Origin of the sequence: Segatella copri, assembly GCF_003465495.1 — a bacterium.
Lineage (GTDB): Bacteria > Bacteroidota > Bacteroidia > Bacteroidales > Bacteroidaceae > Prevotella > Prevotella copri_G.
Map to the genome: position 1 here is coordinate 1 of NZ_QSAV01000055.1, position 22,736 is coordinate 22,736.

Here is a 22,736-nt window from a genome sequence, read left to right on the forward strand (position 1 = left end):
ATAAAAGAGGGTGCGCCATAGACTTATGACACACCCTCTTTCAGTTTTATAAATCGACATTATATCTTTTAAGCATGTCTTTTCTCGTAAGCCAGACTGTGGTCGTGCTTGTCGATATCATTTTTTGATTTGCTCTTTACCACAAGCCATACACCGGAGAAGATGAGGATGGCCGCAATCGCCTGCATACCCTTGAATACGGCGAGACCCACGATAACACTCACGGTAACCGATACCAGCGGCTGCACATAATTATATACACTCACCACGGTAGGGCGCAACGTCTTCTGACCAATCATCATGCAGATGTAACCCAGGAAAGTGCCGAAGAAGATGACGTAGCCCGTTTCCCACCAGGTGCTCATCGGAACCTGGGCGAAAGGAATGTCCGATACGTGTCCTATCGTGAAAGGCCAGATGAAGATGGTTGCCCAGGTAAACATCCACTTGTTCACCGTGAAGAGCGAATACTTCTGAACCAGCGGCTTGAAGAGTGCCAGATAGAGAGCGAACGAAAGCTGTGCCGAGATGCAGAGCAGGTCGCCCCAGATATTTCCTACCTTGGCATTGCCAGCCGTAGCACTCGTCAGGATGATGATACAGGCTCCGCTGCATCCCATCAGCACGCCGATAGCCTTCTTCCAGGTGATAGGTTCCTTCAGAATCAGGAACGAGAGAATCATGGCGAAGATAGGCATCGAAGTAGTCATGATGCTGGAGTTGCTTGGCGAGGTGAGACTCAGACCGATGGTATAGCAGCATTGGTTGCATACCAGTCCGAATATGCCGGCACCTGCCATCTTGATGATGTCCTTGGTAGGGATATGTTCTCTTTTGGTGAAGAATGATGCTATCCAGAAGAGGAGGGCACCACCCAATACACGGAAGCTCACCAGGTCGATGCCGTCGATGCCGTGAAGCATGGCATCCTTGCCTACGGGAGCCATCAGTCCCCAGAATGCGCCGGAACAGAAGAGGCACAGGTGGGCGATAAGAGGTCGTTTGTTATCCATTTTTTCCTTATTTCTATTTAAATCTTCTTTATTTTGAATAAAATCGGGTGCAAAGGTACAAAAATTAGAGGAATTTTGCTATATTTGCGGTATATTTTTTAGAAGTTAAAGGAGTTAAGAAGTTAAGACAATAGTCTTTTTCCGTTCTTGACTATTAAAGATAGGAGACTATTCTTATGCAGAAATATGCTGATTATATCAAACAGATAGAGATTGAATCTCTCTGGAGTGGTACCAAACATATTCTTTGGAACCTCGACCGCCGTGTCAATATCCTGAGTGGTGTAAACGGCGTGGGCAAGAGTACTATATTGAATAAGGTGATAAAGGGTCTGGCGGCTGGTGGTGAATTCCCTAGTCACATGATCAAAGGTGTGCATCTGAAGGTGGAGCCGGAGGAGGCAAAGTGGATTAGATATGATGTAATCCGCTCGGTAGATAGACCATTGATGAATGCCGAGATGATCAACAAGATAGACCTTACCCTGGTTACCGAACTCGACTGGCAGCTCTTCCAGCTGCAGCGCAAGTATCTGGATTACCAGGTGAACATCGGCAATCGCATCATCGCCGTCTTGCAGAGTGGCGAACCGGATGCAGCCTTCAAGGCTCAGAAACTGAGTGAACCGAAGAAGATGTTCCAGGATATGGTAGATAATCTTTTCAAGGATACCGGCAAGACCATCATCCGTACTGCCAACGAAATCCGCTTCAACCAGATAGGCGAGCAGCTCTCGCCTTATCAGCTCTCGGCTGGTGAGAAGCAGATTCTTGCCATCCTCCTCACCGTGCTGGTGGAGGACAACCAGTCATACGTCCTCTTTATGGATGAGCCGGAAATCAGCCTTCATTTCGAATGGCAGAAGCAGCTCATCGGTCTGGTGCTGCAGCTTAATCCGAATATCCAGATCATCATGACCACCCACAGTCCTGCTGTGGTCATGGATGGATGGACCGATAGGGTGACGGATGTGAATGATATTACGATTTCGTAATGTTGAATGTTAAGTGTTGAATGTTGATTTTTTCAGCTTATGGCTAAACGTTTAACCGATAATATCAATTCCCAGTTCTTCGAGGCAGCCAACAGGATGACCTCGAAGAAGGCTCGGCGCAAGATTGTGGCTTACGTCGAGAGCTATGATGATGTCTTCTTCTGGCGTTCTGTATTGGGAAAGTTTGAGAATGAAAAACGCTATTTTGATATCATGCTGCCTACCCGTAACCAGCATTTAGACCGAGGCAAGAAGGCTGCTATCTCCAGTATGCTGAAGGGAGTAGGTAGGGATATGATAGCCTGTGTAGATGCCGATTACGATTATCTGCGTCAGGGCTCAACCGAGTCTTCCCAGCAGATGTTGGAGAATCCTTACATCTTCCATACCTATGCCTATGCCATTGAAAACTTCCAATGTTATGCCAGAGGATTGCACGAAACCTGTGTGATGGTGACGCTCAACGACCGTCGCATCTTCGATTTCGAGCGTTTTCTTGAGTCCTATTCCCGTACCATCTGGCCCCTCTTCTTATGGCACATGCTGTTCTATGTGCGTCACCGCAAGATGTCGATGCATTTTGATATGGCGGAGTTTGATAAGGTCATCATGCTGCCTTCTGTCCGAATCCAGGATCCTAAATGGGCGATAGATTATTTGGGAAAGAAGGTGCGGGCAAAGCTGTTCCAGCTGGAGCGCCGCTTTAAGAAGTTTAAGGATGAGTTGGATGAAATGGCTCTTTACCTCAACAGTCTGGGTGTAAACGAGAGCAATACCTATTTATATATTCAGGGTCATCATCTCTTCGACCTGGTAGTAAGTCCCATCGTCCAGAGCGTCTGCGATGCTTTGCGCAATGATAGGGAGAACGAAATCCGCGACCGTGCCCTCCATTCCGAGCAGGCCCGCACCGAAATGGCATGTTATGAGAATAGTCTGGGCAAGGTGAAGATGATGATGAAGAAGAACACCTTCTACCAGTTCTCTCCCGAATTCCAGAAGATACAGGCGGATGTGGAAAAGTATTTGGAAAGGTAAAAAGGATATTTAAAGGTAAAAAGGTAAAAAAGTAAAAAGGTAAAAAAGTAAAAGGGTAAAAAGAAAGCAGGCAGATGACATCCCGCCAGGCTCTTTTTACCTTTTTACTTTTTTACCTTTTTACCTTTAAAATTATACGTATGTCTCCAGGAACTTCAGGGTTCCTTCTACCTTCAATGTCTTGGTGCTGGCAGGAACAACGATGCTTTCGCCGCCCTGGAGCGTAATCTCGTTACCCTCGTTGTCGATAATCTTAGCCTCACCCTTCAAGCCAATCAGAATCACGAAGCTGTCCAATTCTGAATAATCCAGCGTCATTGGCTCATCGAGATCATAAACGGCTGTGGTGAAGTAAGGGCACTGCACCATGCTTACACCCTGATTCTTGGCAGGAGTGTAGTGCTGGCGATAGTCTGGCAATACGGTGTAGTCGATGCACTCAGCAGCTTCCTTGGTGTGGAGCTGGCGATAGTTGCCATCCTTGTCCTTGCGCTTGAAGTCGTAGATGCGATAGGTAACATCGCTGGTCTGCTGAATCTCGACAACGAAACAGCCTGTTCCGATGGTGTGGATTCTGCCGGCTGGGATAAAGAAGCAGTCGTCCTCCTTCACGTTATACTGAGCCAGGGCATCGGTGATGGTATCGTTCTCTACCATCTCCTTGTACTGCTCAGGAGTAATCTGCATCTTCAAGCCGTTGTAGAGCTTGGCATCCGGCTCGCATGGCAGCGCATACCACATCTCGGTCTTGCCGCGTTCCTTACCTTGCTTCTTGGCAATTTCATCATTAGGATGCACCTGGATAGAGAGGTCGCGGTTGGCATCGATAAACTTGATGAGCAGTGGAAACTCATTGCCGAAACGCTTGTAGTTCTCTTCTCCGAGGAAGCTTCCCTTCCGTTCTGCAACAACCTCGTTGAGGCTCTTGCCCTGCATCTCGCCATCGGCTACGATGCTTTCATTTCCTGGTACTCCAGAGATTTCCCAGCTTTCTCCCACATTCTCTTGCTTTACGTCGAGATGCTTGAAAGTGATAATCTTACTGCCACCCCAGATGGTGGATTTTAATAGCGGTTGAAATTTTAATGGTTTCATTATTACCTATATTTAGTTTATAAATGTACTCTTCAGTACGGTTTCTTACTCTCCGGTAAGGCTCTTGCTGAACCTATACCTTATTATATATAACGCCTTTTGTGCGAAATATACTTAGTCTAGTAAGCGTATTTCTTACTTCAAATATCAACTTCTCTTTTATTTTCTAACTCCCCCTCTGGGTATGTTAGTTCTCTCTCCAGAATGCTGGCGTTAAGATAACCAGCACACTGAATATCTCCAGACGACCGATGAGCATCATCAGCGAGCAGAACCATTTTGCCACATCCGGCAGTTCGCTCCACGACATGGTTGGTCCGATTTCCGTACCCAGCGTAGGTCCCACATTACCCACGCAACTCAGGGTGATGGTGATGGCATTGGTATTATCGATGCCCATGGCTATCATCGTGAACGATATCACCAGACAGATGATGAGATAAGTGGTGAGGAAGGCAAGCAGCGTAACACGCTTCTGCATCGGTACGTTCACACCATCAATCTTCAATGGTAGCACGGCGTTAGGATGCAGAATCTGGCGGAATTCATTCTTCACCATTCTTACCAGCATCACGCCACGGATACATTTCAAACCTCCACTCGTACTGCCTGAGCAGGCTCCGAAGAACATGCAGGCTGCCAATACCACCCAGGTAACGTGAGGCCACACAGCAGCATCGTCGTTAAATAATCCCGTGGTGGTGATGAATGATACCACCTGGAAGATGGAGCTGCGGAAGGCATGTTCCACATCGTAGTTGCGCATCGCTATCAGCTCTACCATGATGAAAGCCGTGAAGACTGTAACGAGGAGCATATAGAACTTAAACTCTGAATTCTTGAACAGATCCTTGATCTTGAACTTGATGACGGCTGCATAGAGCAGGGTGAAGTTAACACCCGACAGGAAGCAGAAGAAGGCACAGATGTATTCCAGCGCCGGCGAATGGAAAAACGAGGTACTGCTGTTATGAGTAGAGAAACCTCCTGTAGCCGTAGTGGTCATCGCATAGTTGAAACTGTCGAAGAGATTCATTCCTGCCACATAGTAGGATGCGATGCAGGCAATGGTGAGCATCAGATAGATACTCCATATCCATTTAGCCGAAGTGGAAAGCCGGGGATGCAATTTCGTTTTGATAGGTCCTGTTGCCTCGGCAGCAAACACCTTGGTCTGTCCTCCTACAAGCGATGGCAGCAGGGCGATGGTGAAGAACACGATTCCCAGACCGCCTATCCATTGGGTGAGCGAACGCCAGAAGAGCAGTCCGTGGGGGAAACATTCTACATCGTCTAATATCGTGGCTCCCGTTGTCGTAAATCCCGACATGGTTTCAAAGTAGGCATCGGTAAAGTTGTTGATGTATCCACTTATCATGAAGGGGAGGGTTCCGAAGAAACTGAATACAATCCATGAGAGCGTTACCACGAGATAGGCATCACGGCGCGACATTGAGTTATCTGCTCCGTGTCCTCGCCATTTCAGCACCAGTCCGCCTCCGATGGTGGTAAGTGTTGCCACAATGAAGGCAAAGATGTCGTCCTGCTGGTAATAGAAAGCTACCAGCAGACTGACGAAGAGCAGGAATGCTTCTATGAAAAGCAGTTGCCCTAAAATCTTATATATTAATTTGCTGTTTATCATATATGAAGTATGTCTCTATCTCCTTCACGCTTAGATGAAGTATTTCTCAATTTTCTTCATGTTGATGTTGTGGCAGAAAACCATCACCGAGTCGCCCGGTTCTATCTGGGTGTTACCCGAAACGAGCATTCCTTCTTCACCGCGAACCAGTCCACCGATGGTTACACCGATAGGCATGCCGAGTTCTTTCACCGGTTTCTGGGTTACCTTCGAACCTTCTTTGGCTATAAACTCAGCTACATCGGCGTTAGCGCTCATCAGGAATCTCACGTTCATCACGTCGGCATCGAGCATCATCTGATAGATGTAGCTGGCGGCAATCATCTTCTTGTTGATGATGGTACCGATATCCAGACTCTCTGCCATGCTCACGTAGTCTACGTTTTCTACGGCAGCCACCGTCTTGCGCACACCCATTCTCTTGGCGGTAAGACAGGCCAGAATATTGGTTTCGGCGTTACCGGTCAGTGCCACGAAGGCCTGGGTACTGCGGATACCTTCTTCTACGAGTAGCGGAATGTCGCGTCCGTCACCATGAATGATGAGCGTCTTGTTCTCATCGAGAATATCGTTGAGATATTCGCAGCGCTCCTCGCTCATCTCGATAATCTTGCATTCCATATATTCCGGCATCTTCTTCACGGCTCTTACGGCTGTGCGTCCGCCACCCATAATCATCACGTTCTTCACATCTACATAGTGCTCCTTGCCTACAATCTTGCGGATATATGGGATATAGTTGCGGGTGGTCATGAAGTAGGCGAGGTCGTAGAGTTTCAGCTCGTCGTTACCGCCAGGGATGATGGTATCGCTGCCTCGCTTGATGGCTACCACGTGGTATGGGTCGTTAGGACCGCTGATGTTCTTGAGCGGTTCGTTCAGTATCTCGCATCCTTCGCGCAGTTTGATGCCGAGCATGACGAGTGCGCCGTCGTGCACATCCCAGCGCTGACGTACCCAACTCATTTTCAGTCCGTTATTGATATCTACGGCTGCGAGCATCTCCGGATAAATCAGTTTGCTGATACCTAATTCTTTGAAGAATTCCTGAGCCTGCTGATCCATATACTCCGGGTTATCCACACGGGCCACCGTTCTTTTGGCACCCAGGTTCTTGGCAAGGATGCTAGCTGTAATGTTGGTACTTTCTACCGGAGTAACGGCGATGAAGAGGTCGGCATCTGCTACCCCCGCATCGCGTAAGATGTGAAGACTGGTAGGCTTGCCCAGCATGGTGAGCAGGTCGCAGTCGGAGCCAATGCTTGCCAGGCGCTCTTCGCTTTCATCGATGAGCGTAATCTCTTCATTGCTGCGTGACAGGAGTCTCGCCAGATGAGTACCTATGGCATATGCGCCAGCTATGATTATTTTCATTTCTTAATTGCTTCTTTGATTGATTCTTTATCGAGATGCACGATTTCCCTGAGCTGTGCCACGGTTCCGTGTTCCACAAACTCATCTGGCAATCCCATTCGGGTCATCTTTGGCTGATAGTCATGGTCGTTCATCCATTCCAGTACGGCAGAGCCCATACCGCCCATACGAACGCCGTCTTCGATGGTGATGATGCGGCTGAACTTTTCGCCCACCTCTTTCAGAATGTCTTCATCGAGTGGCTTGAGGAATCGCATATCGTAGTGGGCGATGCTCATTCCGGTTTCGGCTTCTACCTCAGCGATAGCCTGAGCGGCATCGTTTCCGATAGGACCGATGGTAAGAACGGCTACATCGGTGCCGTCTTTCAGCTTTCTGCCGGTACCGGTCTTGATTTCCTCCATCGGGTTGCGCCAGTCTACGAGCACACCCTTGCCTCTCGGATAACGGATTACATAGCTTCCATGACCTGGCAATTGGGCTGAATACATCAGGTTGCGCAACTCATGTTCGTTCATCGGAGATGCGATGGTGAGATGCGGAATCGGACGGAGAGCCGCCATATCGAAGGCACCATGATGGGTTGGTCCGTCTTCACCTACCAGTCCGGCACGGTCAAGACACATGATAACCGGCAGGTTGAGCAGTGCCATGTCGTGGATGATGTTATCGTAGGCACGCTGTGCAAACGAACTGTAGATGTTGCAGAAAGGAATCAGGCCGTCTTTCGCCATACCTCCAGAGAAGGTGACGGCATGCCCCTCGGCAATACCTACATCGAAGGTACGGTTTGGCATCGCTTTCATCATGATGTTCATGGAGCATCCTGTAGGCATGGCTGGCGTCACACCTACAATCTTCGGGTTCTTCTGAGCCAGTTCCAACAGCGTCTCACCGAAAACATCCTGATATTTCGGAGGCTGGTTGCTGGTATCGGCAATGATTCTCTCACCCGTTTCCGGATCGAATTTGCCTGGCGCGTGCCAGATGGTAGCACTCTTCTCGGCTGGTTCGTAACCCTTTCCCTTGGTGGTATGCAGGTGCAGCAGCTTAGGACCCTTCATGTTCTTAAGCTGTTTGAGCACTCTCGCCACTTCCTTCACGTCATGACCGTCGAAAGGTCCGAAGTAGCGGATATTCATACCCTCGAAGATGTTCTGCTGATGACTCAGTGCCGACTTCAGTGCATTGTTCAGGCGCAGAATACCCTTCTTGCGGTCTTCGTTGAGATAACCTTTGGAGTGCAGCCACTGCGATGCCTTGAAACGGAGGCGGTTATAGGTCTCGTTGGTATCGAGGTTCAGGAGATATTTCTCCATACCGCCCACAGCCCGGTCGATGCTCATATCGTTGTCGTTCAGGATGATGAGCATGTCGTTAGGTGTACTTGATACGTTGTTCAGTCCCTCGAAAGCCAGTCCGCCGCTCATGGCTCCATCGCCAATGACGGCTACCACGTGCCTGTTGGTATCTCCGTTTTCGCGTGCGGCAACGGCCATACCGAGTGCTGCGGAGATGGAATTGCTCGCATGTCCGCAGGCGAAGGTATCATATTCGCTTTCTAAAGGTGTAGGGAATGGACGGATGCCGTGCAACTTGCGGTTGGTGCAGAAGTTTTCGCGGCGTCCTGTTAATATCTTGTGTCCGTAGGCCTGGTGTCCCACATCCCATACAATACGGTCGTATGGGGTGTTGTAGATATAATGTAGGGCTACGGTTATTTCCACCACGCCAAGAGAGGAGGCAAAATGACCGGGGTTGACGGCAACCTCGTCGATAATGTCTTCTCTTAACTCTTTGCAGACTTGTGGCAGCTGGTCAATGCTCAGCCGTCTCAAATCTTCCGGGTATTTTATACTATTTAATAGACTAAACTTGTTCTTGTCCATGTTTTCTTCGTGAAAATCTTGTGCAAAGATAATGCTTTTTTCCTATATAAAGCACTTTTGAGGCAATATTTTCGCTTTTTCCGATTATTCTTTGTATTTTTGCAAAGGAAATTTCTGAAAAAGGAATGAAATCCGGAATTAGTTATATAACAATAAGCAAATAAATACCTTTATCGTGATGAGAAAAAATGTATTACTTTTGGGAGCCATGATGATGGCTTCCATGTCTCTGATGGCGCAGACCAAGGGTGGCGGCATCAGTCAGTCTGCTCTCCAGCAGATGGAGAAAAGCCAGCAGGCAGGTGTAGCCAACAAGGCACTCTTCAATGCGATTGCCAACAACAACATTGATGACCTTGTGAAGAATCATGCCAACGAGGCCCCGGTTGATACTCATTTCAGCATCGAGACTCCTTCGCAGAGCATTCACAACCAGAAGAGTTCGGGCCGTTGCTGGATGTTCAGCGGTTTCAACGTGCTCCGTTCCAACTTTGCTGTCAACGACAAGCAGGGTAGAGTGGTGGAGTATTCTCAGGATTACCTCTTCTTCTATGATCAGTTGGAGAAGGCTAACCTGATGCTTCAGGGGGTTATCGACCTCGGCAAGAAGAGCATCGAGGATCCTCAGGTGCAGTTCTTCTTCAAGAATCCGCTCAATGATGGCGGTACTTTCTGTGGTGTTGCCGATTTGGCAAGCAAGTATGGTCTCGTACCTATGAGTGCCCAGCCTGAGACCTTCTCAAGCAACAATACTTCCAAGATGAGCCGTCTCGTAAGCAGCAAGCTCCGCGAGTATGGTCTGGAACTCCGCAAAATGGTGGCTCAGGGTAAGAAGTCGGCAGCTATCCAGGCTCGCAAGAACGAGATGCTCGGTCAGGTTTATCACATGCTGAGTCTTACTCTCGGTGAACCGGTAAAGGAATTTACCTATGCTTTCCGCGATAAGGATGGCAAGCAGGTTGGCGAGGCAAAGAAGTATACTCCTAAGAGTTTCTATGAGGAAACCGTAGGCAAGGATCTCAACGGTACCTTCCTGATGGTGATGAACGATCCACGCCGTCCTTACCACAAGACATACGAGGTAGAGTACGACCGTCATACTTATGATGGTCATAACTGGAAGTATCTGAACCTGCCTATGGAGGAGATTGCCCAGCTCGCCATCGCCTCTCTGAAGGACGGTCATAAGATGTATTCAAGCTATGATGTGGGCAAGCAGCTTGATAGAAAGCGCGGCTATCTGGCACTCGACAACTTCGACTATGGAAGCCTCTTCAATACCTCATTCCCAATGAACAAGGCTGACCGCATCGCTACTTTCGATAGCGGTTCTACTCATGCCATGACGCTGACAGCTGTAGATCTCGATGCCAATGGCAAGCCTGTAAAGTGGAAGGTGGAGAACAGTTGGGGTGCCGACAATGGTTTTGCCGGTTGCTTCATCATGACCAACGATTGGTTCAACGAGTACATGTTCCGCCTGGTAGTAAACAAAAAGTATGCTTCTGAGCAGCTCTTGAAGGAATTCGACCAGAAGCCAACTATGCTGACTCCAGATGATCCTCTGTTCCAGTTGGAAGACTAATAATAAGAATATTCAAAGCCATATATGGTGTATCATGCGCCATATATGGCATATTGTTTCTAGTAATCAACATAGAATTAGGTATAGATGAATAAGCGGGAAGTTTTTGGGCATTTTTTCAAATCATATTATGGTCGATTATATTATTATGCGCTGCAACTTCTGAAAGATGAGGAGGCAAGCCGAGATATCGTGAGTGGCGTTTTTGCTCACGTATGGGAGAATTTCGACTCCTATGACATGCAAACCTTACCAGCCTTCTTGCTTAAAACCGTGAAAAATAAGTGTTTAGACTATCTTCGGCATACAGCTGTTCATGCACAATATGCCGATTACTATCTTCATGCAGTAGATCAATGCTATGAAGATAATGATATCCAGAAAGAACGTCAGCGGCAAGTAGAAGAAATGTTGGATTTGTTACCGGATACTACTCGTCATGTTTTGGAAGAATGTTATCTTAACCATAAGAAATATCGGGAAGTGGCAGATGAGATGAATGTCTGTCAGGAAACGGTCAAGCGCCATATCATAAAGGCCTTGAAACTGTTAAGAGAACATTATCATCAAATAAAAACTTGAAAATAATCAAAAGAATCTCAATTGGGGATGTTACCATTTTGGTAGGTAAAACGTATTATTTTTAGTAAAGGAATAGAAATATGATGAAGCAAACAGATATTTTTAATGATGAGAGTTTACAGAATGACATCCAAGACTTGGTTGCCATAGAACAGGCTATGATACGCAAAACATATCCTCTGCCAAACCTTGACAAGGAGTTGGAGAAGATAGTAGGCAAAGAAAATTCGGATGCCGAAGAGCCTGTGAAACATCAATATCCGATGATGAGAATGCTGATGAGTGCTCTGATGGGCGCTGCTGCTATGTTGGCGATAGTTTTTGTATGGCAGTGGGTGAGCTCCAGGCAGACTATTGATGGAGCTACCGGAAATCGGATAACGCAAAATGTATCTTCTGAACAAGATATGACAATGCTTCAGACTGCAGATGGTGAGATGATTACTCTTACACTGGCTGATGGCACTGAAGTAAAGCTCAATAGTAATAGTAAGATTACTTATCCCCACTGCTTTAAGGGAGCAGAGCGTATGGTGCATCTTGAAGGAGAAGCATTCTTCAAGGTAAGGCACGACAGTAAGCGTCCTTTTGTGGTGGATGCAGGTGGTGTCTTGACCAAGGACTTGGGTACTTCTTTTAATATCAAGGCTTATCAGGGTAGTGACTGTAAAGTGACTTTGGTTGAGGGAAAGGTGGAAGTCCTGGCAAAGAACAGTCAGCATAAACCTGTGACATTGAATCCGGGACAGCAATATTCCTTAAGTGCAAAGGAGACTGTTTCTGGGCAGATAATTAATGTAAATACGGATGAAACTACCGCATGGGCAGATGGTGTGCTCTATTATCACGACCAGACTTTGGAATACATCTTGGATAATCTTGCAGCATATTATCAGAGTAAGGTGGTATTTAGAAATCCTGCAGTCAAAACCAAGCATCTCGATTTCTCCGCAGATAAGAGTGGCAGTATAGAGGATGCTATAGAACTCTTGAATAATCTGGGAGTTGCAAAGGTTAGTTTTAAGGGAAATACTATATATATAGAATAAGGTATTTAAGTAAATCTTGATGTATCGTCACATCGGCATTTCTGGGAAATTATAATTCCTGAAAATGCCGATGTTTTAGTTTTATTTGTAAGAAAACAAACTTTTTTTATTATTTTTTGAAAGTAGATGTTACCGATTCGCTGTCAGAAACGTATTTTTATTATAGTATTAACGAAAAAAAGAGAAATATGAAAGAAGTAAGATGTGTATTCATGTTTGCTGTCCTGACTTTATGGATGGCATTACCTGTAGGAGCACAGAATGCAAAGAGAGGCATCACGATGTCGCTCGTTAATGAGTCTTTGGCTTCTGCATTGAGAAAAGTACAGCAGGAGTCGGATTATAAGGTGAGTTTTGTGATAGAGGACGTAAAGCCCTATACCACAACGGTTCATCTGAAGAATGCTTCTGCCTCAACTGCCGTAAAGCAGATTTTACATGGTAAACCTTTCACTTACTCAGTAAGTGGTAAGTTTATTACCGTCAAGAAGGTTTTGCAACATAAAACTGCAGCTGAAGCTACAGATAATGGAGCTGCCATCCGCCCCCTCTCAGGAACAATTACCGATGAGGATGGAGAACCTATGATTGGCGCTTCTGTTGTAGTGCCTGGCAGTCCTTTTGGAACCGTGACTAATACGGATGGTAATTTTGAGTTTTATATTCCTAAAGGATGTCATGAGGTTACGGTTTCGTATGTCGGTATGAATGACCAGAAGGTAAAGGTGGCTGGTAGGGATCATGTGAAGATTGTGATGTCTGAAAATAAAACCATACTTGGTGAAGTGGTTGTAACGGGTTATCAGACAATCTCTAAGGAGCGTGCAACCGGTGCTTTTACCAAGGTAACAGCTGATGAACTGAAAGACAAGAGGTTGGGTAATCTCTCTACTGTGCTGGCTGGCGAGGTTGCCGGATATAATGACGGCATGATTCGTGGCGTAACCACGATGAATGCTTCTGCTTCTCCTCTCTATGTCATTGATGGCTTTCCAGTAGAGAAAACTAAGTTGACCGGCAATGGAACTGGTGATATTACCGAGGAAATCCCTGATTTGAATATGGATGATATTGAGAGTATTACTGTTCTTAAAGATGCTGCAGCTGCTTCCATCTATGGTGCTCGTGCTGCCAATGGTGTCATTGTCATCACTACCAAGAAATCGGCAGCTAAGGGTAAGACCAATGTCTCTTTCAATGCTTCTCTTACCTGGCATCCTTATTCTTATTATACAGATTATCTAGCCAATTCTTCTCTTGTTATTGACTTGGAGAAGGAGTGGGCTGCGCAGAATCCGAATCTTGCAGGCAATGGAGCTAAGGTATACGCTCAGAATATGTTGGATCAGAAAATCTATACGAGCGCGGGTATCTGCAATATCTTGAATTATTATGCAGGCAATATATCTGAGTCAGAAATGAATGCTAAACTGACTGATTTGGCTGGAAAAGGTTATAACTACTATGACCAGATGAAGAAGTATGCTAAGCGCGATCCGTTGTATCAGCAGTATAATATGAATATTGTAAACAACTCGGTGAATAATCTCTTCAAGGCTTCGGTCACTTATAAGTATAATACCCTTGAAGATAAGTATTCCAATAATCAGAGTTTAGGTATCAACCTTACCAATACTTCTCATTTCACAAAATGGCTTTCTTTGGATTTAGGTGCTTACCTAAAGGTGGGTGAGGATCAGACACAGAACTACAATGTCCTTTCTCCTGGATATTCTGTTTTGCCATACGATAATTTAGTGAATGCTGATGGCTCTTGTTATACCAAGCCGATGAGTGAGAGATATGATGCAAGTACTTTGGCTATCTATCAGAAGTATGGTCTTTATAATATGGATATCACTCCTTTGGAAGAGCTGGATCGTCAGATTACCACCAACAAGGAGTTGGCTTTACGAACTTTTGCCCGTCTGAATGTACAGATTCTGCCCTGTTTGAAGTATGCTGCTTCCTTCCAGTACGAACGAGCTTCATATCGTGGTGAAAACTGGGCTGATAAAGCTTCTGCGCAGGTTCGGGGTGTGGTAAACGGGTATGCAACCGATAATGGTGATGGCTCTGTCAATTATGTGATTCCTTATGGGGATATCCTGGTTCGTTCAGACCAATATACCTCTGCTTATAACTTCCGTCAGCAGTTGAGTTTTGATCAGACTTTCAAGGATGTTCACAGCGTAACTGCTATTCTGGGCACGGAAACCATCCAGAACAAGCAGGAATTGCATCGAGACAAACTGTTTAACTATGATTCTCAGATGTTAACATCCAGTATGGTGAATAATGCTGATTTGTTGAAAGGTATAGCGGGTGTGCTGGGATATAAATCTATGACCGCGACTGATTTGTCTGCTTCTTATGAAAATGTAAACCGTTATGTTTCGGTATATGGTAATGCTGCTTATACTTACGATGACCGTTATAGCTTGACTGGTAGTTTACGATGGGACCGCTCTAATCTCTGGGGAACCAGTTCGAAGTTTCAGAACAAGCCTATCTGGTCGGTAGGTGCCAGTTGGATTATCAGTAAGGAGAAGTTCTTCCACGCAGATTGGGTCAATTATCTGAAACTCCGTGTTTCTGATGGTATTGCCGGTAACGTATCTAAGAATTCTGCCCCTTATATGGTGGCAAGCTATAATAATAACGGGCATGTGGGAGGTACACAGGGATATGTGCAGTCGCGTGCCAATCCGATGCTGAGCTGGGAGAAAACCAATACCTTTAATATAGGTATAGATTTCTCGCTCTTTAAGAACCGACTCAATGGTACTGTAGAGTATTACGACAAGAAGGGTACCGACCTCCTGGCTTCTTCCATGGGTGTACCTACTGAAGGTTGGGGCTACAGCACCTATACCATCAACAATGGCGAGATGTACAATCGTGGTGTAGAAATTTCCCTGAGTGGTGAGGTTCTGCGTACCAGGGATTTCTCATGGAGAACCAATATGACTTATGCTTATAATAAGAATGAGGTGACTTATGTAAATGTAAAGGCGCCGGTTTATATTCTTCAGTTGGATTACCCTTCGGCTTATCCTATTATCGGCAACGAATATAATGCAATCTATGGCTATAAGTGGGCTGGATTGAGTGAAGAAGGATTGCCACAGGTGTATAACGAGAATGGTGAGAAGGTAACTAATCAGCCAACGACATTGGATGCCATCTCTTACATGGGTACTACCACTCCTAAGTATAGTGGATCTTTCGGAACCAGTATCAGCTACAAGGATTTCGATTTCAGTATGCAGTTCCTTTTTGCGGGTGGTCATAAGATGCGCAATGCCAATCCTGCTTTCCTCACTTGCAGTTATTCCAGCGTAGGATATATCTCCAATATTGCGGGAGCTAGTGCCGGACTTGCTAATCGTTGGCAGAAACCAGGTGATGAGGCTTATACCAATGTGCCAAAGGCTGTTTTTGCCGAAAGTGGTTTGTCAGCATCTTCTTTGTATAGTACTTATTTTTATTCTGATATCAATATCCTTGATGCCAGTTATATTCGTCTGAACAACATTTCTCTGGCTTATCATTTGCCAAAGTCGCTGTGCCGTTCGCTCTATATGCAGAGTGCCCGTGTTCAGGCTAATGTGGAGAATCCGTTCTTCTGGGCAAAGACCAAACAGGCTAAGTACCAGCTGGGTGGTTATAATGCCACCAACTATGTGTTAGGCATTTATCTCAACTTTTAAATAATGAAGAAAATGAAACAGAAATTAGTATATATGGTGTTGTTGCTGGGCATGGTTATGGGACTTGCCTCTTGCGATAACTATCTCAATATAGAACCAAAGGGCAAACGCATCCCTAAGTCGCTCGCCGACTATGAGGCTTTTCTCCGTTACGAGTATGGTACTCATCGCATGCCGGTTTTGCAAACGTGCTATTTGCTTAATGATGAATATCTCACCAATTCGTATGCCAGTTATTATCCGATGTATAAGGCTAACTACAATTGGGAGGAGGAAACCGATCGTGCCTATTGGAACTCTGCAGATGAGAGTACTTATTATGTGGCTTATGGCACTATCAATACCTGCAATCTGATATTGGAAGATGTGCCTAATACAACAGAAGGTACTGAGAAAGAAAAGGCTGAGGTGATGGCATATGCCAGAGTGTTGCGTGCGATGAACTATTTCAATCTCGCTAATTATTATGCTGATACCTACGAGCCTTCAAATGCTGCCAGTAAGTTGAGTGTGCCTCTGATTACAAGCAGTCTTCAGAATGCTCCTTATCATCAGGCCACCATTCAGGAAATCTATGAATTCATTTTGAATGATTTGAACACGTCGGTAGCTGATCTTCCAGATATGGGTACCACGCTCCTCCATCCGGGCAAGGGAGCTGCCTATGCTATGTTGGCACGTACCTATCTTCAGATGATGAACTATGAAAAGGCGTTGGAGTTTGCTGATAAGGCTCTTGCCATTAATGATAAGTTGGTTGATTGGGTTGGATTCTATAATGATAATAAGGGTGTGATAGGCCAAGAGGGTGTTTATCCTTCTTTGAAAACGCCATTGGGATTTGATAGCCAGGACTGTTATAATTTCAATTATGCCGATAATAGTTCCAACTCTGCATCTGCGATATTCAAGATACCGGTAAATCGTGCTGCCGGATTCGAAGAGGGAGATGCTTATTTCTTGAGCAATTGGAAACAAAGAACGATGGGTGCAGAAACTTATTATCAGGGGTTGACCAATGGCTATATCAATCTTGCTGGTATGAGAACCGTGGAGCAGTATCTTATCAAGGCTGAATGCTTGGCTCGTAAGAATCAGTTGACAGATGCTATGGATGTGCTCAATGAGGTGCGTAAGACATATATCCTTCCAGAGAAATATCTGCCACTATCGGCGTCCTCTGTGGCAGAAGCTATCCGGTATATACGTCAAGCTAAGGATAATCAACTTATCTTCTCTATCGTGCCGTTTGGCGATGCTCGTCGCTTAAATGCTGAAGGTACCTATGCCCGCACGCTGACAAAAGAGATAGATGGCAAGCAGATAAGTCTTGCTCCATCCTCTCATCTCTGGACCTTCCCATTCCCTAAGGGAGCCATTGATAATCCTGGCAACGGAAGTTTCGTACAGAATGTGGAGAAGTAATGAACGTTAAAATAAATCTTTCTAGTAATTGTACAAATATGATGTTTAAAAAAACAATTTTCTCATTGGCATTGGCGCTCATCTCTGTGATGAGTGCTCATGCTCAGAATGCAGACGAGTGTATCATTGATGCAATCTTGAATGGTGTGCCTGATGGTACGGAAATGGAAGCTGTCCTGGCTGCTACTCATCGTAACGAGAAACCTCTCGCTAAAGGTGTGGTAAAGGGTGGAAAACTTACTTTAACCATCCCTGTTACAGAGGCTCGTTTTATCGGTGTCGGTCCAAGAAACGGTGTTTTCACTTTTAGTCTGATGACCAAAGGTGGCGAAAAAGTACAGGTGTCTCTCGATGCCAAACCCATCAATGATGGGGTAACCACTGGTTTTAATACCAGCAATGTCAAGATTTCCGGCAGTGCTATGAACGATGAATATCAGACAAAAATCGGTTCAGTGAGGGATATGCTTGATAAGATGTATAAGGATATAAACGATAAGCATAAAAAATTGATTGCAGAACAGAGCAAGGCTTACCAGGCAAAGGATAAAGCTAAGATGAAAGCTTTGGAAGATAGTGACGAGAGAAAAGAGATGGCTACCGAACAGAAGAATTTCTTTGACACGGTGGAGTCTTCTTATGGAAAGTTGTATTCAGACAACAAGGATTCCTGGTGGGGACCTTTCGCTATGCTTTGTACCTTGAACTATTTCACCAAGGAAAACTCCAAGGAATGGAATTCGTTCTCAGAAACTGCTAAGAATAGCTTCTATGGAAAGTTGCTCAACGAGCAGATTAATCCAAAGGGACTTACAGGTGAGACTTTGCCTCAGTTCGAACTCCAGCAAGTTGATGGTTCTAAGGTGAGCATGGCTTCTTGTGTAAAGGGAAAGAAGTATTATCTGGTTGATTTCTGGGCTTCATGGTGTGGACCTTGCCGCAAGGAAATTCCTAACCTCAAAAAACTTTATGAACTGTATAAAGGAAAGGGACTGGAAATAGTAAGTGTTTCTATCGATAAGAATGAAACTGCTTGGAAGAAAGCGCTTGCTGAGGAGAATCTTTCTTGGCCTAACGGACTTGACCGTGCCGGTATAGCTGATTCTTATAAGGTAAAGTTCATTCCTGCCATCTTCCTGGTAGATGGTACTACAGGTAAGTGTATTGCTGAGAATATCCGTGGTACGGAATTGGCTGCAAAGTTGGCTGAACTATTCTCGAAAAAAGATATTTAGACGAAAAGTTTGGCTAAAGTGCTCCATTTATATAAAGATAAACCGTATTTTTTCGATAATATCGTGAAATACGGTTTATTTTTTGTATTTTTGTACCCGAAATAATGGTAAGAACGTTATTTATATAAAAGTTATATAGATTATGTTAGAGAAAAGTAAGCGTGAGCGCATCATTGCGCTCGTTAATAAAGAGGTGGTTCCTGCCATCGGCTGTACCGAACCGATGGCTGTGGCACTATGTACAGCCAAGGCTGCTACTACATTGGGCAAGCGCCCTGAACGTATTGAAGTTCTTCTGAGTCCTAATATGCTCAAGAATGCGATGGGTGTCGGCATTCCTGGCACGGGTATGATCGGCTTGCCTATCGCCGTATCGCTGGGTGCGCTCATCGGAAAGCCTGAATATCAGCTGGAAGTGTTGAAAGATCTTACTCCCGGCAGTCTGGAGCAGGGCAAACAATATATCAAGGATGCGGATATCAACATCAAACTGAAGCAGGGTGATGTGGATAAACTCTATATCGAAATCATCTGTCATGCCGGTGAAGACCAGGCTACGGCAATTATCTCCGGTTCTCATACCCATTTTGTGTATGTTGAGCGTAATGGCGAGGTGGTGCTCGATAAGCGTGGCGGTACTGTGGGCGATGAGGCTGATGACGACATCCAGCTCAATTTCCCGATGGTTTACGAGTTTGCTACAACAGCTCCGCTCGATGAGATTTCTTTCATTCTCAAGACCAGAGACTATAATATGAAGGCTGCCGAGTTGAGTATCAAAGGCAACTATGGCCACTGTTTGGGCAAGACGATGGACCGTCCGTTGAGTCATGGTATCTTCGGCGATAATATTTTCTCGCATATCATCTCCCGAACCGCTTCAGCCTGCGATGCCCGTATGGGTGGTGCCATGATTCCGGTGATGAGTAACAGCGGCAGCGGCAACCAGGGCATCTGTGCAACGAATCCTGTGGTGGTTTATGCGCTGGAGAACGAAAATACCGAGGAGGAAATGATCCGTGCCCTGATGCTCAGTCATCTGACTGCCATCTATATCAAGCAGAGCTTAGGCAAGCTTTCAGCTCTTTGCGGTTGTGTGGTAGCCAGTACGGGCAGCAGTTGCGGCATCACCTATCTGATGGGTGGCGATTATACCCGCATCTGCAATTCTGTCAAGAATATGGTAGCCAATCTCACCGGTATGATTTGTGACGGAGCGAAACCAAGTTGTGCCCTGAAGATTTCATCAGGTGTCAGCACCGCCCTTCTTTCTGCCCTCCTTTCTATGGAAGGCAAGTGTGTCACCTCTGCCGAGGGTATCGTAGATGATGATGTGGATAAGTGCATCCACAACCTCACGAGCATCGGTGCCGATGCGATGCGAGCTACCGATGATATGGTGCTTGATATCATGACGCATAAATAAATTGGAATATAGTATATTCAAAAGGCTCGCAAGAAATCGAAACTTCTTGCGAGCCTTTATTATTTGCTAAACTATGAATCTGAACCTGTTAAACTCATCATAAAGTTCAATGTTCAAACCTCAAAGTTCAATGTCTTTATACGAGTGTTGCTACGATTTCCTCACGGGTTCCTGGCAACATATCGATAACTGGAATCTCTGGCATGGTGTAGCAACCTGGCTGCAGACGGAATGAAGCACGAGCCACGTTAACCAATACCTGAGCGGTGAGGGCTGGGTTGTTGATGCTCATGTTGAACTCGAAACGCTGGTTCTGGGTCTTGCCTGATACACCCTTGCGAACGAGGTTCACACCATGACCCATATCCTTTACATCATCTACTGATGCTACGGCAAATACGTGGGTCTCATCGTGAGCGAAGTATGGATCGGCCTTGATTTCGGCTGTTACATCCTCAAGCTTGGCACCTTCTTCCAACTCTACGTATACCATACGGCGGTGGATACCCTCACCCAATGGGATGGTTACAGAGAGCGCTTCCTTTACGCCCTTCTTGCCACGAACACAAACTGAGTGACCCATACTCATACCAGGACCGAAGTTGGTATATGTCAAACCCTTAGGAGCAAGGCTCTCCATCAGAACACGTACGATAGAATCAGAACCTGGGTCCCAACCTGCAGAGATAACGCTTACCTTGCCAGCCTTCTTGCAGTTCTCCATCTGCTTGGTACGGTAGTCGAGGATGCTGGTGTGAATATCGAAGCTGTCTACGGTGTTGATACCGAGGGCAACGATCTTCTCTGCATACTCAGGGCAAGAGCGTGTAGGGGTTGCGAGGATAGCAACATCTACATCCTTCAACTTGGTGATGTCATCTACTACTTCATAGTTTGCCAACTCAGCTGGTTTGTCCTTGGCACCCTGGCGACGTACAATACCTGCAATCTCAAAGTCAGGAGCTGCTTCGAGTGCTTCAACAGTAAACTTACCGATGTTGCCGTATCCTACTACGGCTGCTCTAAATTTCTTCATTGTCTTATTTCTTTTATTTTGTTGTTTTTATTTCTTTTATTTGTTGCGGTTTAGTCATCCAACGGATATGTTTTCCGCTTTTCATTCTGTTTCCGGTTGCAAAAGTATAGCTTTTTCTTGAAATACGTGACGTTTTAATAGAATTTTAACTCATAAAAGTTGCAAAAAGTAGTAAAATCATAGTTTTTAGGTATGAATAAGCGGAGATTTGTAAGGTATCTGCTGCAAGAGCCTTACAGTTTCGTTATTTTGTTGCGAAACATCATACATCCCCTTTCCGATACCTCCCGATGTGCTTTGAATTACGTCGGGACGTAGCTTTTGCTGCGTCCCGACGTCTCTGGCTCTGCGTCGGGACGTATGACATGCTACGTCGGGACGTAATTTCTGGCAAATCTTTGCACTTGTATAATTAGGTGAGAATGAAATATGCAGGTTAAATGTTGCCTTTCTTGAATTCATCTAATGTCATTTCTGCATTGAACCCCATAATTCCACTGTCATTCTTAACAATTTCTTTCAATGCTTTTACTGCTTTTGGAGTATTAACGTGCAATAGTGCATAAGCTGCCCATATTCTTACAGAAAGATTGTTATCTTCCAAAAGAGGTTCTAAAATTTCATATTTATGTTCTGCAGAAATGTACTTGATGGCATTTATTATATTTTTGTGGCTTTTGTTACCACGTTTGTTGTCACCATTTTGTGTACATTCCCCATGAATGATTGCATTTTCTTTAAAACAGATTAATGCTTCTTCTAAATTCTTGATTTTCATAACTATTGGTTTGCAATATCTAAAACTAAATTCCCTGTAAGGTAAGCTTCTGACGTATTTAATTCTATATTTTTATTTATTTCTTTAATGACTTTTCCGTCTAGCGGTAGCAGACCTTCGTATGAGAGACTTCCAATCTTTAAGTTATATCTGGATAGTATTTTTGTGATGTCTGAAACTATATGGCTTTCCTTCGCTTTTTTGTTAAAATATTCGCCATGTGGAATGTTTATGTTCCGGTATTCCTCCATAGAAGTATAGATGGAATTTTCATTCCACATTTCTGTTCTTATAAATATTTGTTGAAGCCTAGAGAGAGGAATATTTTCTTTATTTTGTTTTTCTATGACGGTGGACAAAAAATCCAAAGTCTCTTTATAACTAAGTTTCGAATATTTTTTATTAGTTTGATATTTTACAAAGATAGAGAAGTTTCCTTTTTCAGTGATTTGGATATCTATAACAGGGATAGCCTCATTATCTTGTATATAGGCATGATACTCCATACTTTTTATAAAAGGATAAGACGATTGTCCTAATTGTTCTTTAATCTCTATTGAGTTTTTAAGATTTCGTTTCAGCTTCGAATTGCACGAAATCATAAGTAATAACATCATAAAGAGGATAATTTTGTTATACATATCGAGTATTTTTTTAAATTTTAATGAAATATTTCTGTTCGTATTCACGAAATAGGTGTTTATGCAGACTTTCATATCTGCATAATTATTTGCCTGGCAGCTATAGTATGCTCCCAATATTATGCTATTTGGCTGCAAATATAAGTTTTTTTTTGTAATCGACAAACTTTTTTTTAGAAAAGAACGCCTAAAAAGGCAAAAAATAGCAAAATAGAGC

At 44.8% G+C, this 22,736-nt stretch carries 17 protein-coding genes; 9 read left to right on the plus strand and 8 right to left on the minus strand.

Annotation, left to right across the window (positions count from 1 at the left end):
• Window positions 1–68: 68 nt before the first annotated feature.
• Window positions 69–1,013: a DMT family transporter gene (locus DWV53_RS13240; RefSeq protein ID WP_118154783.1), complete on the minus strand. Its 945-nt coding sequence runs from the start codon at window positions 1,011–1,013 to the stop codon at window positions 69–71.
• A gap of 176 nt (window positions 1,014–1,189) precedes the next feature.
• Here DWV53_RS13240 and DWV53_RS13245 point away from each other — a divergent pair, with 176 nt between their 5' ends.
• Window positions 1,190–2,008, plus strand: coding sequence for an AAA family ATPase (locus tag DWV53_RS13245; RefSeq protein ID WP_118154786.1), 819 nt, complete (start codon window positions 1,190–1,192; stop codon window positions 2,006–2,008).
• A 39-nt stretch (window positions 2,009–2,047) separates the two neighbouring features.
• The gene (locus DWV53_RS13250) at window positions 2,048–3,046 is read left to right on the plus strand and encodes a DUF4435 domain-containing protein (RefSeq protein ID WP_118154789.1); all 999 of its coding nucleotides are present in this window, start codon (window positions 2,048–2,050) and stop codon (window positions 3,044–3,046) included.
• Window positions 3,047–3,178: 132 nt separating this feature from the next.
• On the opposite strand, the gene DWV53_RS13255 is transcribed toward DWV53_RS13250, so the two are convergent.
• The 4 genes from DWV53_RS13255 to dxs form a co-directional block, all read right to left on the minus strand.
• Window positions 3,179–4,141, minus strand: a complete 963-nt coding sequence (locus tag DWV53_RS13255; protein WP_118139651.1) for a type I phosphomannose isomerase catalytic subunit — start codon at window positions 4,139–4,141, stop codon at window positions 3,179–3,181.
• Between the two features lie 187 nt (window positions 4,142–4,328).
• Entirely contained in the window at window positions 4,329–5,786 is a 1,458-nt protein-coding gene (locus tag DWV53_RS13260; protein ID WP_118154792.1) for a TrkH family potassium uptake protein, read from the minus strand.
• Between the two features lie 30 nt (window positions 5,787–5,816).
• Window positions 5,817–7,160 (minus strand): Trk system potassium transporter TrkA, encoded by a 1,344-nt coding sequence (trkA, locus tag DWV53_RS13265; RefSeq protein WP_118154795.1) that lies wholly within the window; start codon window positions 7,158–7,160, stop codon window positions 5,817–5,819.
• Window positions 7,157–9,049, minus strand: a complete 1,893-nt coding sequence (gene dxs / locus DWV53_RS13270; RefSeq protein ID WP_118154798.1) for a 1-deoxy-D-xylulose-5-phosphate synthase — start codon at window positions 9,047–9,049, stop codon at window positions 7,157–7,159. Before dxs ends, trkA begins: the two co-directional genes overlap by 4 nt.
• 178 nt (window positions 9,050–9,227) lie before the next feature.
• Here dxs and DWV53_RS13275 point away from each other — a divergent pair, with 178 nt between their 5' ends.
• The 7 genes from DWV53_RS13275 to DWV53_RS13305 all read left to right on the plus strand — a co-directional run bounded on the left by DWV53_RS13275 (window position 9,228) and on the right by DWV53_RS13305 (window position 20,064).
• The gene (locus tag DWV53_RS13275; protein ID WP_118154801.1) at window positions 9,228–10,634 is read left to right on the plus strand and encodes an aminopeptidase C; all 1,407 of its coding nucleotides are present in this window, start codon (window positions 9,228–9,230) and stop codon (window positions 10,632–10,634) included.
• An 87-nt stretch (window positions 10,635–10,721) separates the two neighbouring features.
• Entirely contained in the window at window positions 10,722–11,216 is a 495-nt protein-coding gene (locus DWV53_RS13280; protein ID WP_006849380.1) for an RNA polymerase sigma-70 factor, read from the plus strand.
• An 80-nt stretch (window positions 11,217–11,296) separates the two neighbouring features.
• Window positions 11,297–12,265 carry a FecR family protein gene (locus DWV53_RS13285; protein WP_117587099.1) on the plus strand — a complete coding sequence of 323 codons (969 nt, stop codon included), beginning with the start codon at window positions 11,297–11,299 and terminating at the stop codon, window positions 12,263–12,265.
• A 188-nt stretch (window positions 12,266–12,453) separates the two neighbouring features.
• Window positions 12,454–15,978 carry a SusC/RagA family TonB-linked outer membrane protein gene (locus DWV53_RS13290; RefSeq protein WP_118154819.1) on the plus strand — a complete coding sequence of 1,175 codons (3,525 nt, stop codon included), beginning with the start codon at window positions 12,454–12,456 and terminating at the stop codon, window positions 15,976–15,978.
• Between the two features lie 3 nt (window positions 15,979–15,981).
• Window positions 15,982–17,403: a RagB/SusD family nutrient uptake outer membrane protein gene (locus DWV53_RS13295; protein ID WP_118154804.1), complete on the plus strand. Its 1,422-nt coding sequence runs from the start codon at window positions 15,982–15,984 to the stop codon at window positions 17,401–17,403.
• A gap of 38 nt (window positions 17,404–17,441) precedes the next feature.
• On the plus strand, window positions 17,442–18,638 hold the full coding sequence (locus tag DWV53_RS13300; protein WP_181992505.1) for a TlpA family protein disulfide reductase: 1,197 nt from the start codon (window positions 17,442–17,444) through the stop codon (window positions 18,636–18,638).
• Between the two features lie 142 nt (window positions 18,639–18,780).
• A complete protein-coding gene (locus DWV53_RS13305; RefSeq protein WP_118154810.1) occupies window positions 18,781–20,064 on the plus strand; it encodes an L-cysteine desulfidase family protein in 1,284 nt (427 codons plus the stop codon).
• A gap of 136 nt (window positions 20,065–20,200) precedes the next feature.
• On the opposite strand, the gene DWV53_RS13310 is transcribed toward DWV53_RS13305, so the two are convergent.
• The 3 genes from DWV53_RS13310 to DWV53_RS15980 all read right to left on the minus strand — a co-directional run.
• The gene (locus DWV53_RS13310; RefSeq protein ID WP_006849374.1) at window positions 20,201–21,100 is read right to left on the minus strand and encodes a diaminopimelate dehydrogenase; all 900 of its coding nucleotides are present in this window, start codon (window positions 21,098–21,100) and stop codon (window positions 20,201–20,203) included.
• Between the two features lie 436 nt (window positions 21,101–21,536).
• A complete protein-coding gene (locus DWV53_RS13315) occupies window positions 21,537–21,878 on the minus strand; it encodes a HEAT repeat domain-containing protein (RefSeq protein ID WP_118154813.1) in 342 nt (113 codons plus the stop codon).
• Window positions 21,879–21,880: 2 nt separating this feature from the next.
• The coding region (locus DWV53_RS15980) for a hypothetical protein (protein ID WP_220432011.1) at window positions 21,881–22,736 on the minus strand (856 nt) is incomplete at its 5' end.

Excerpts from the sequence above, each read along its gene's own strand:
- DWV53_RS13240 (WP_118154783.1), bottom strand. The coding sequence starts at position 1,013 with ATGGATAACAAACGACCTCTTATCGCCCACCTGTGCCTCTTCTGTTCC.
- DWV53_RS13245 (WP_118154786.1), top strand. The coding sequence starts at position 1,190 with ATGCAGAAATATGCTGATTATATCAAACAGATAGAGATTGAATCTCTC.
- DWV53_RS13250 (WP_118154789.1), top strand. The coding sequence starts at position 2,048 with ATGGCTAAACGTTTAACCGATAATATCAATTCCCAGTTCTTCGAGGCA.
- DWV53_RS13255 (WP_118139651.1), bottom strand. The coding sequence starts at position 4,141 with ATGAAACCATTAAAATTTCAACCGCTATTAAAATCCACCATCTGGGGT.
- DWV53_RS13260 (WP_118154792.1), bottom strand. The coding sequence starts at position 5,786 with ATGATAAACAGCAAATTAATATATAAGATTTTAGGGCAACTGCTTTTC.
- trkA (WP_118154795.1), bottom strand. The coding sequence starts at position 7,160 with ATGAAAATAATCATAGCTGGCGCATATGCCATAGGTACTCATCTGGCG.
- dxs (WP_118154798.1), bottom strand. The coding sequence starts at position 9,049 with ATGGACAAGAACAAGTTTAGTCTATTAAATAGTATAAAATACCCGGAA.
- DWV53_RS13275 (WP_118154801.1), top strand. The coding sequence starts at position 9,228 with ATGAGAAAAAATGTATTACTTTTGGGAGCCATGATGATGGCTTCCATG.
- DWV53_RS13280 (WP_006849380.1), top strand. The coding sequence starts at position 10,722 with ATGAATAAGCGGGAAGTTTTTGGGCATTTTTTCAAATCATATTATGGT.
- DWV53_RS13285 (WP_117587099.1), top strand. The coding sequence starts at position 11,297 with ATGATGAAGCAAACAGATATTTTTAATGATGAGAGTTTACAGAATGAC.
- DWV53_RS13290 (WP_118154819.1), top strand. The coding sequence starts at position 12,454 with ATGAAAGAAGTAAGATGTGTATTCATGTTTGCTGTCCTGACTTTATGG.
- DWV53_RS13295 (WP_118154804.1), top strand. The coding sequence starts at position 15,982 with ATGAAGAAAATGAAACAGAAATTAGTATATATGGTGTTGTTGCTGGGC.
- DWV53_RS13300 (WP_181992505.1), top strand. The coding sequence starts at position 17,442 with ATGATGTTTAAAAAAACAATTTTCTCATTGGCATTGGCGCTCATCTCT.
- DWV53_RS13305 (WP_118154810.1), top strand. The coding sequence starts at position 18,781 with ATGTTAGAGAAAAGTAAGCGTGAGCGCATCATTGCGCTCGTTAATAAA.
- DWV53_RS13310 (WP_006849374.1), bottom strand. The coding sequence starts at position 21,100 with ATGAAGAAATTTAGAGCAGCCGTAGTAGGATACGGCAACATCGGTAAG.
- DWV53_RS13315 (WP_118154813.1), bottom strand. The coding sequence starts at position 21,878 with ATGAAAATCAAGAATTTAGAAGAAGCATTAATCTGTTTTAAAGAAAAT.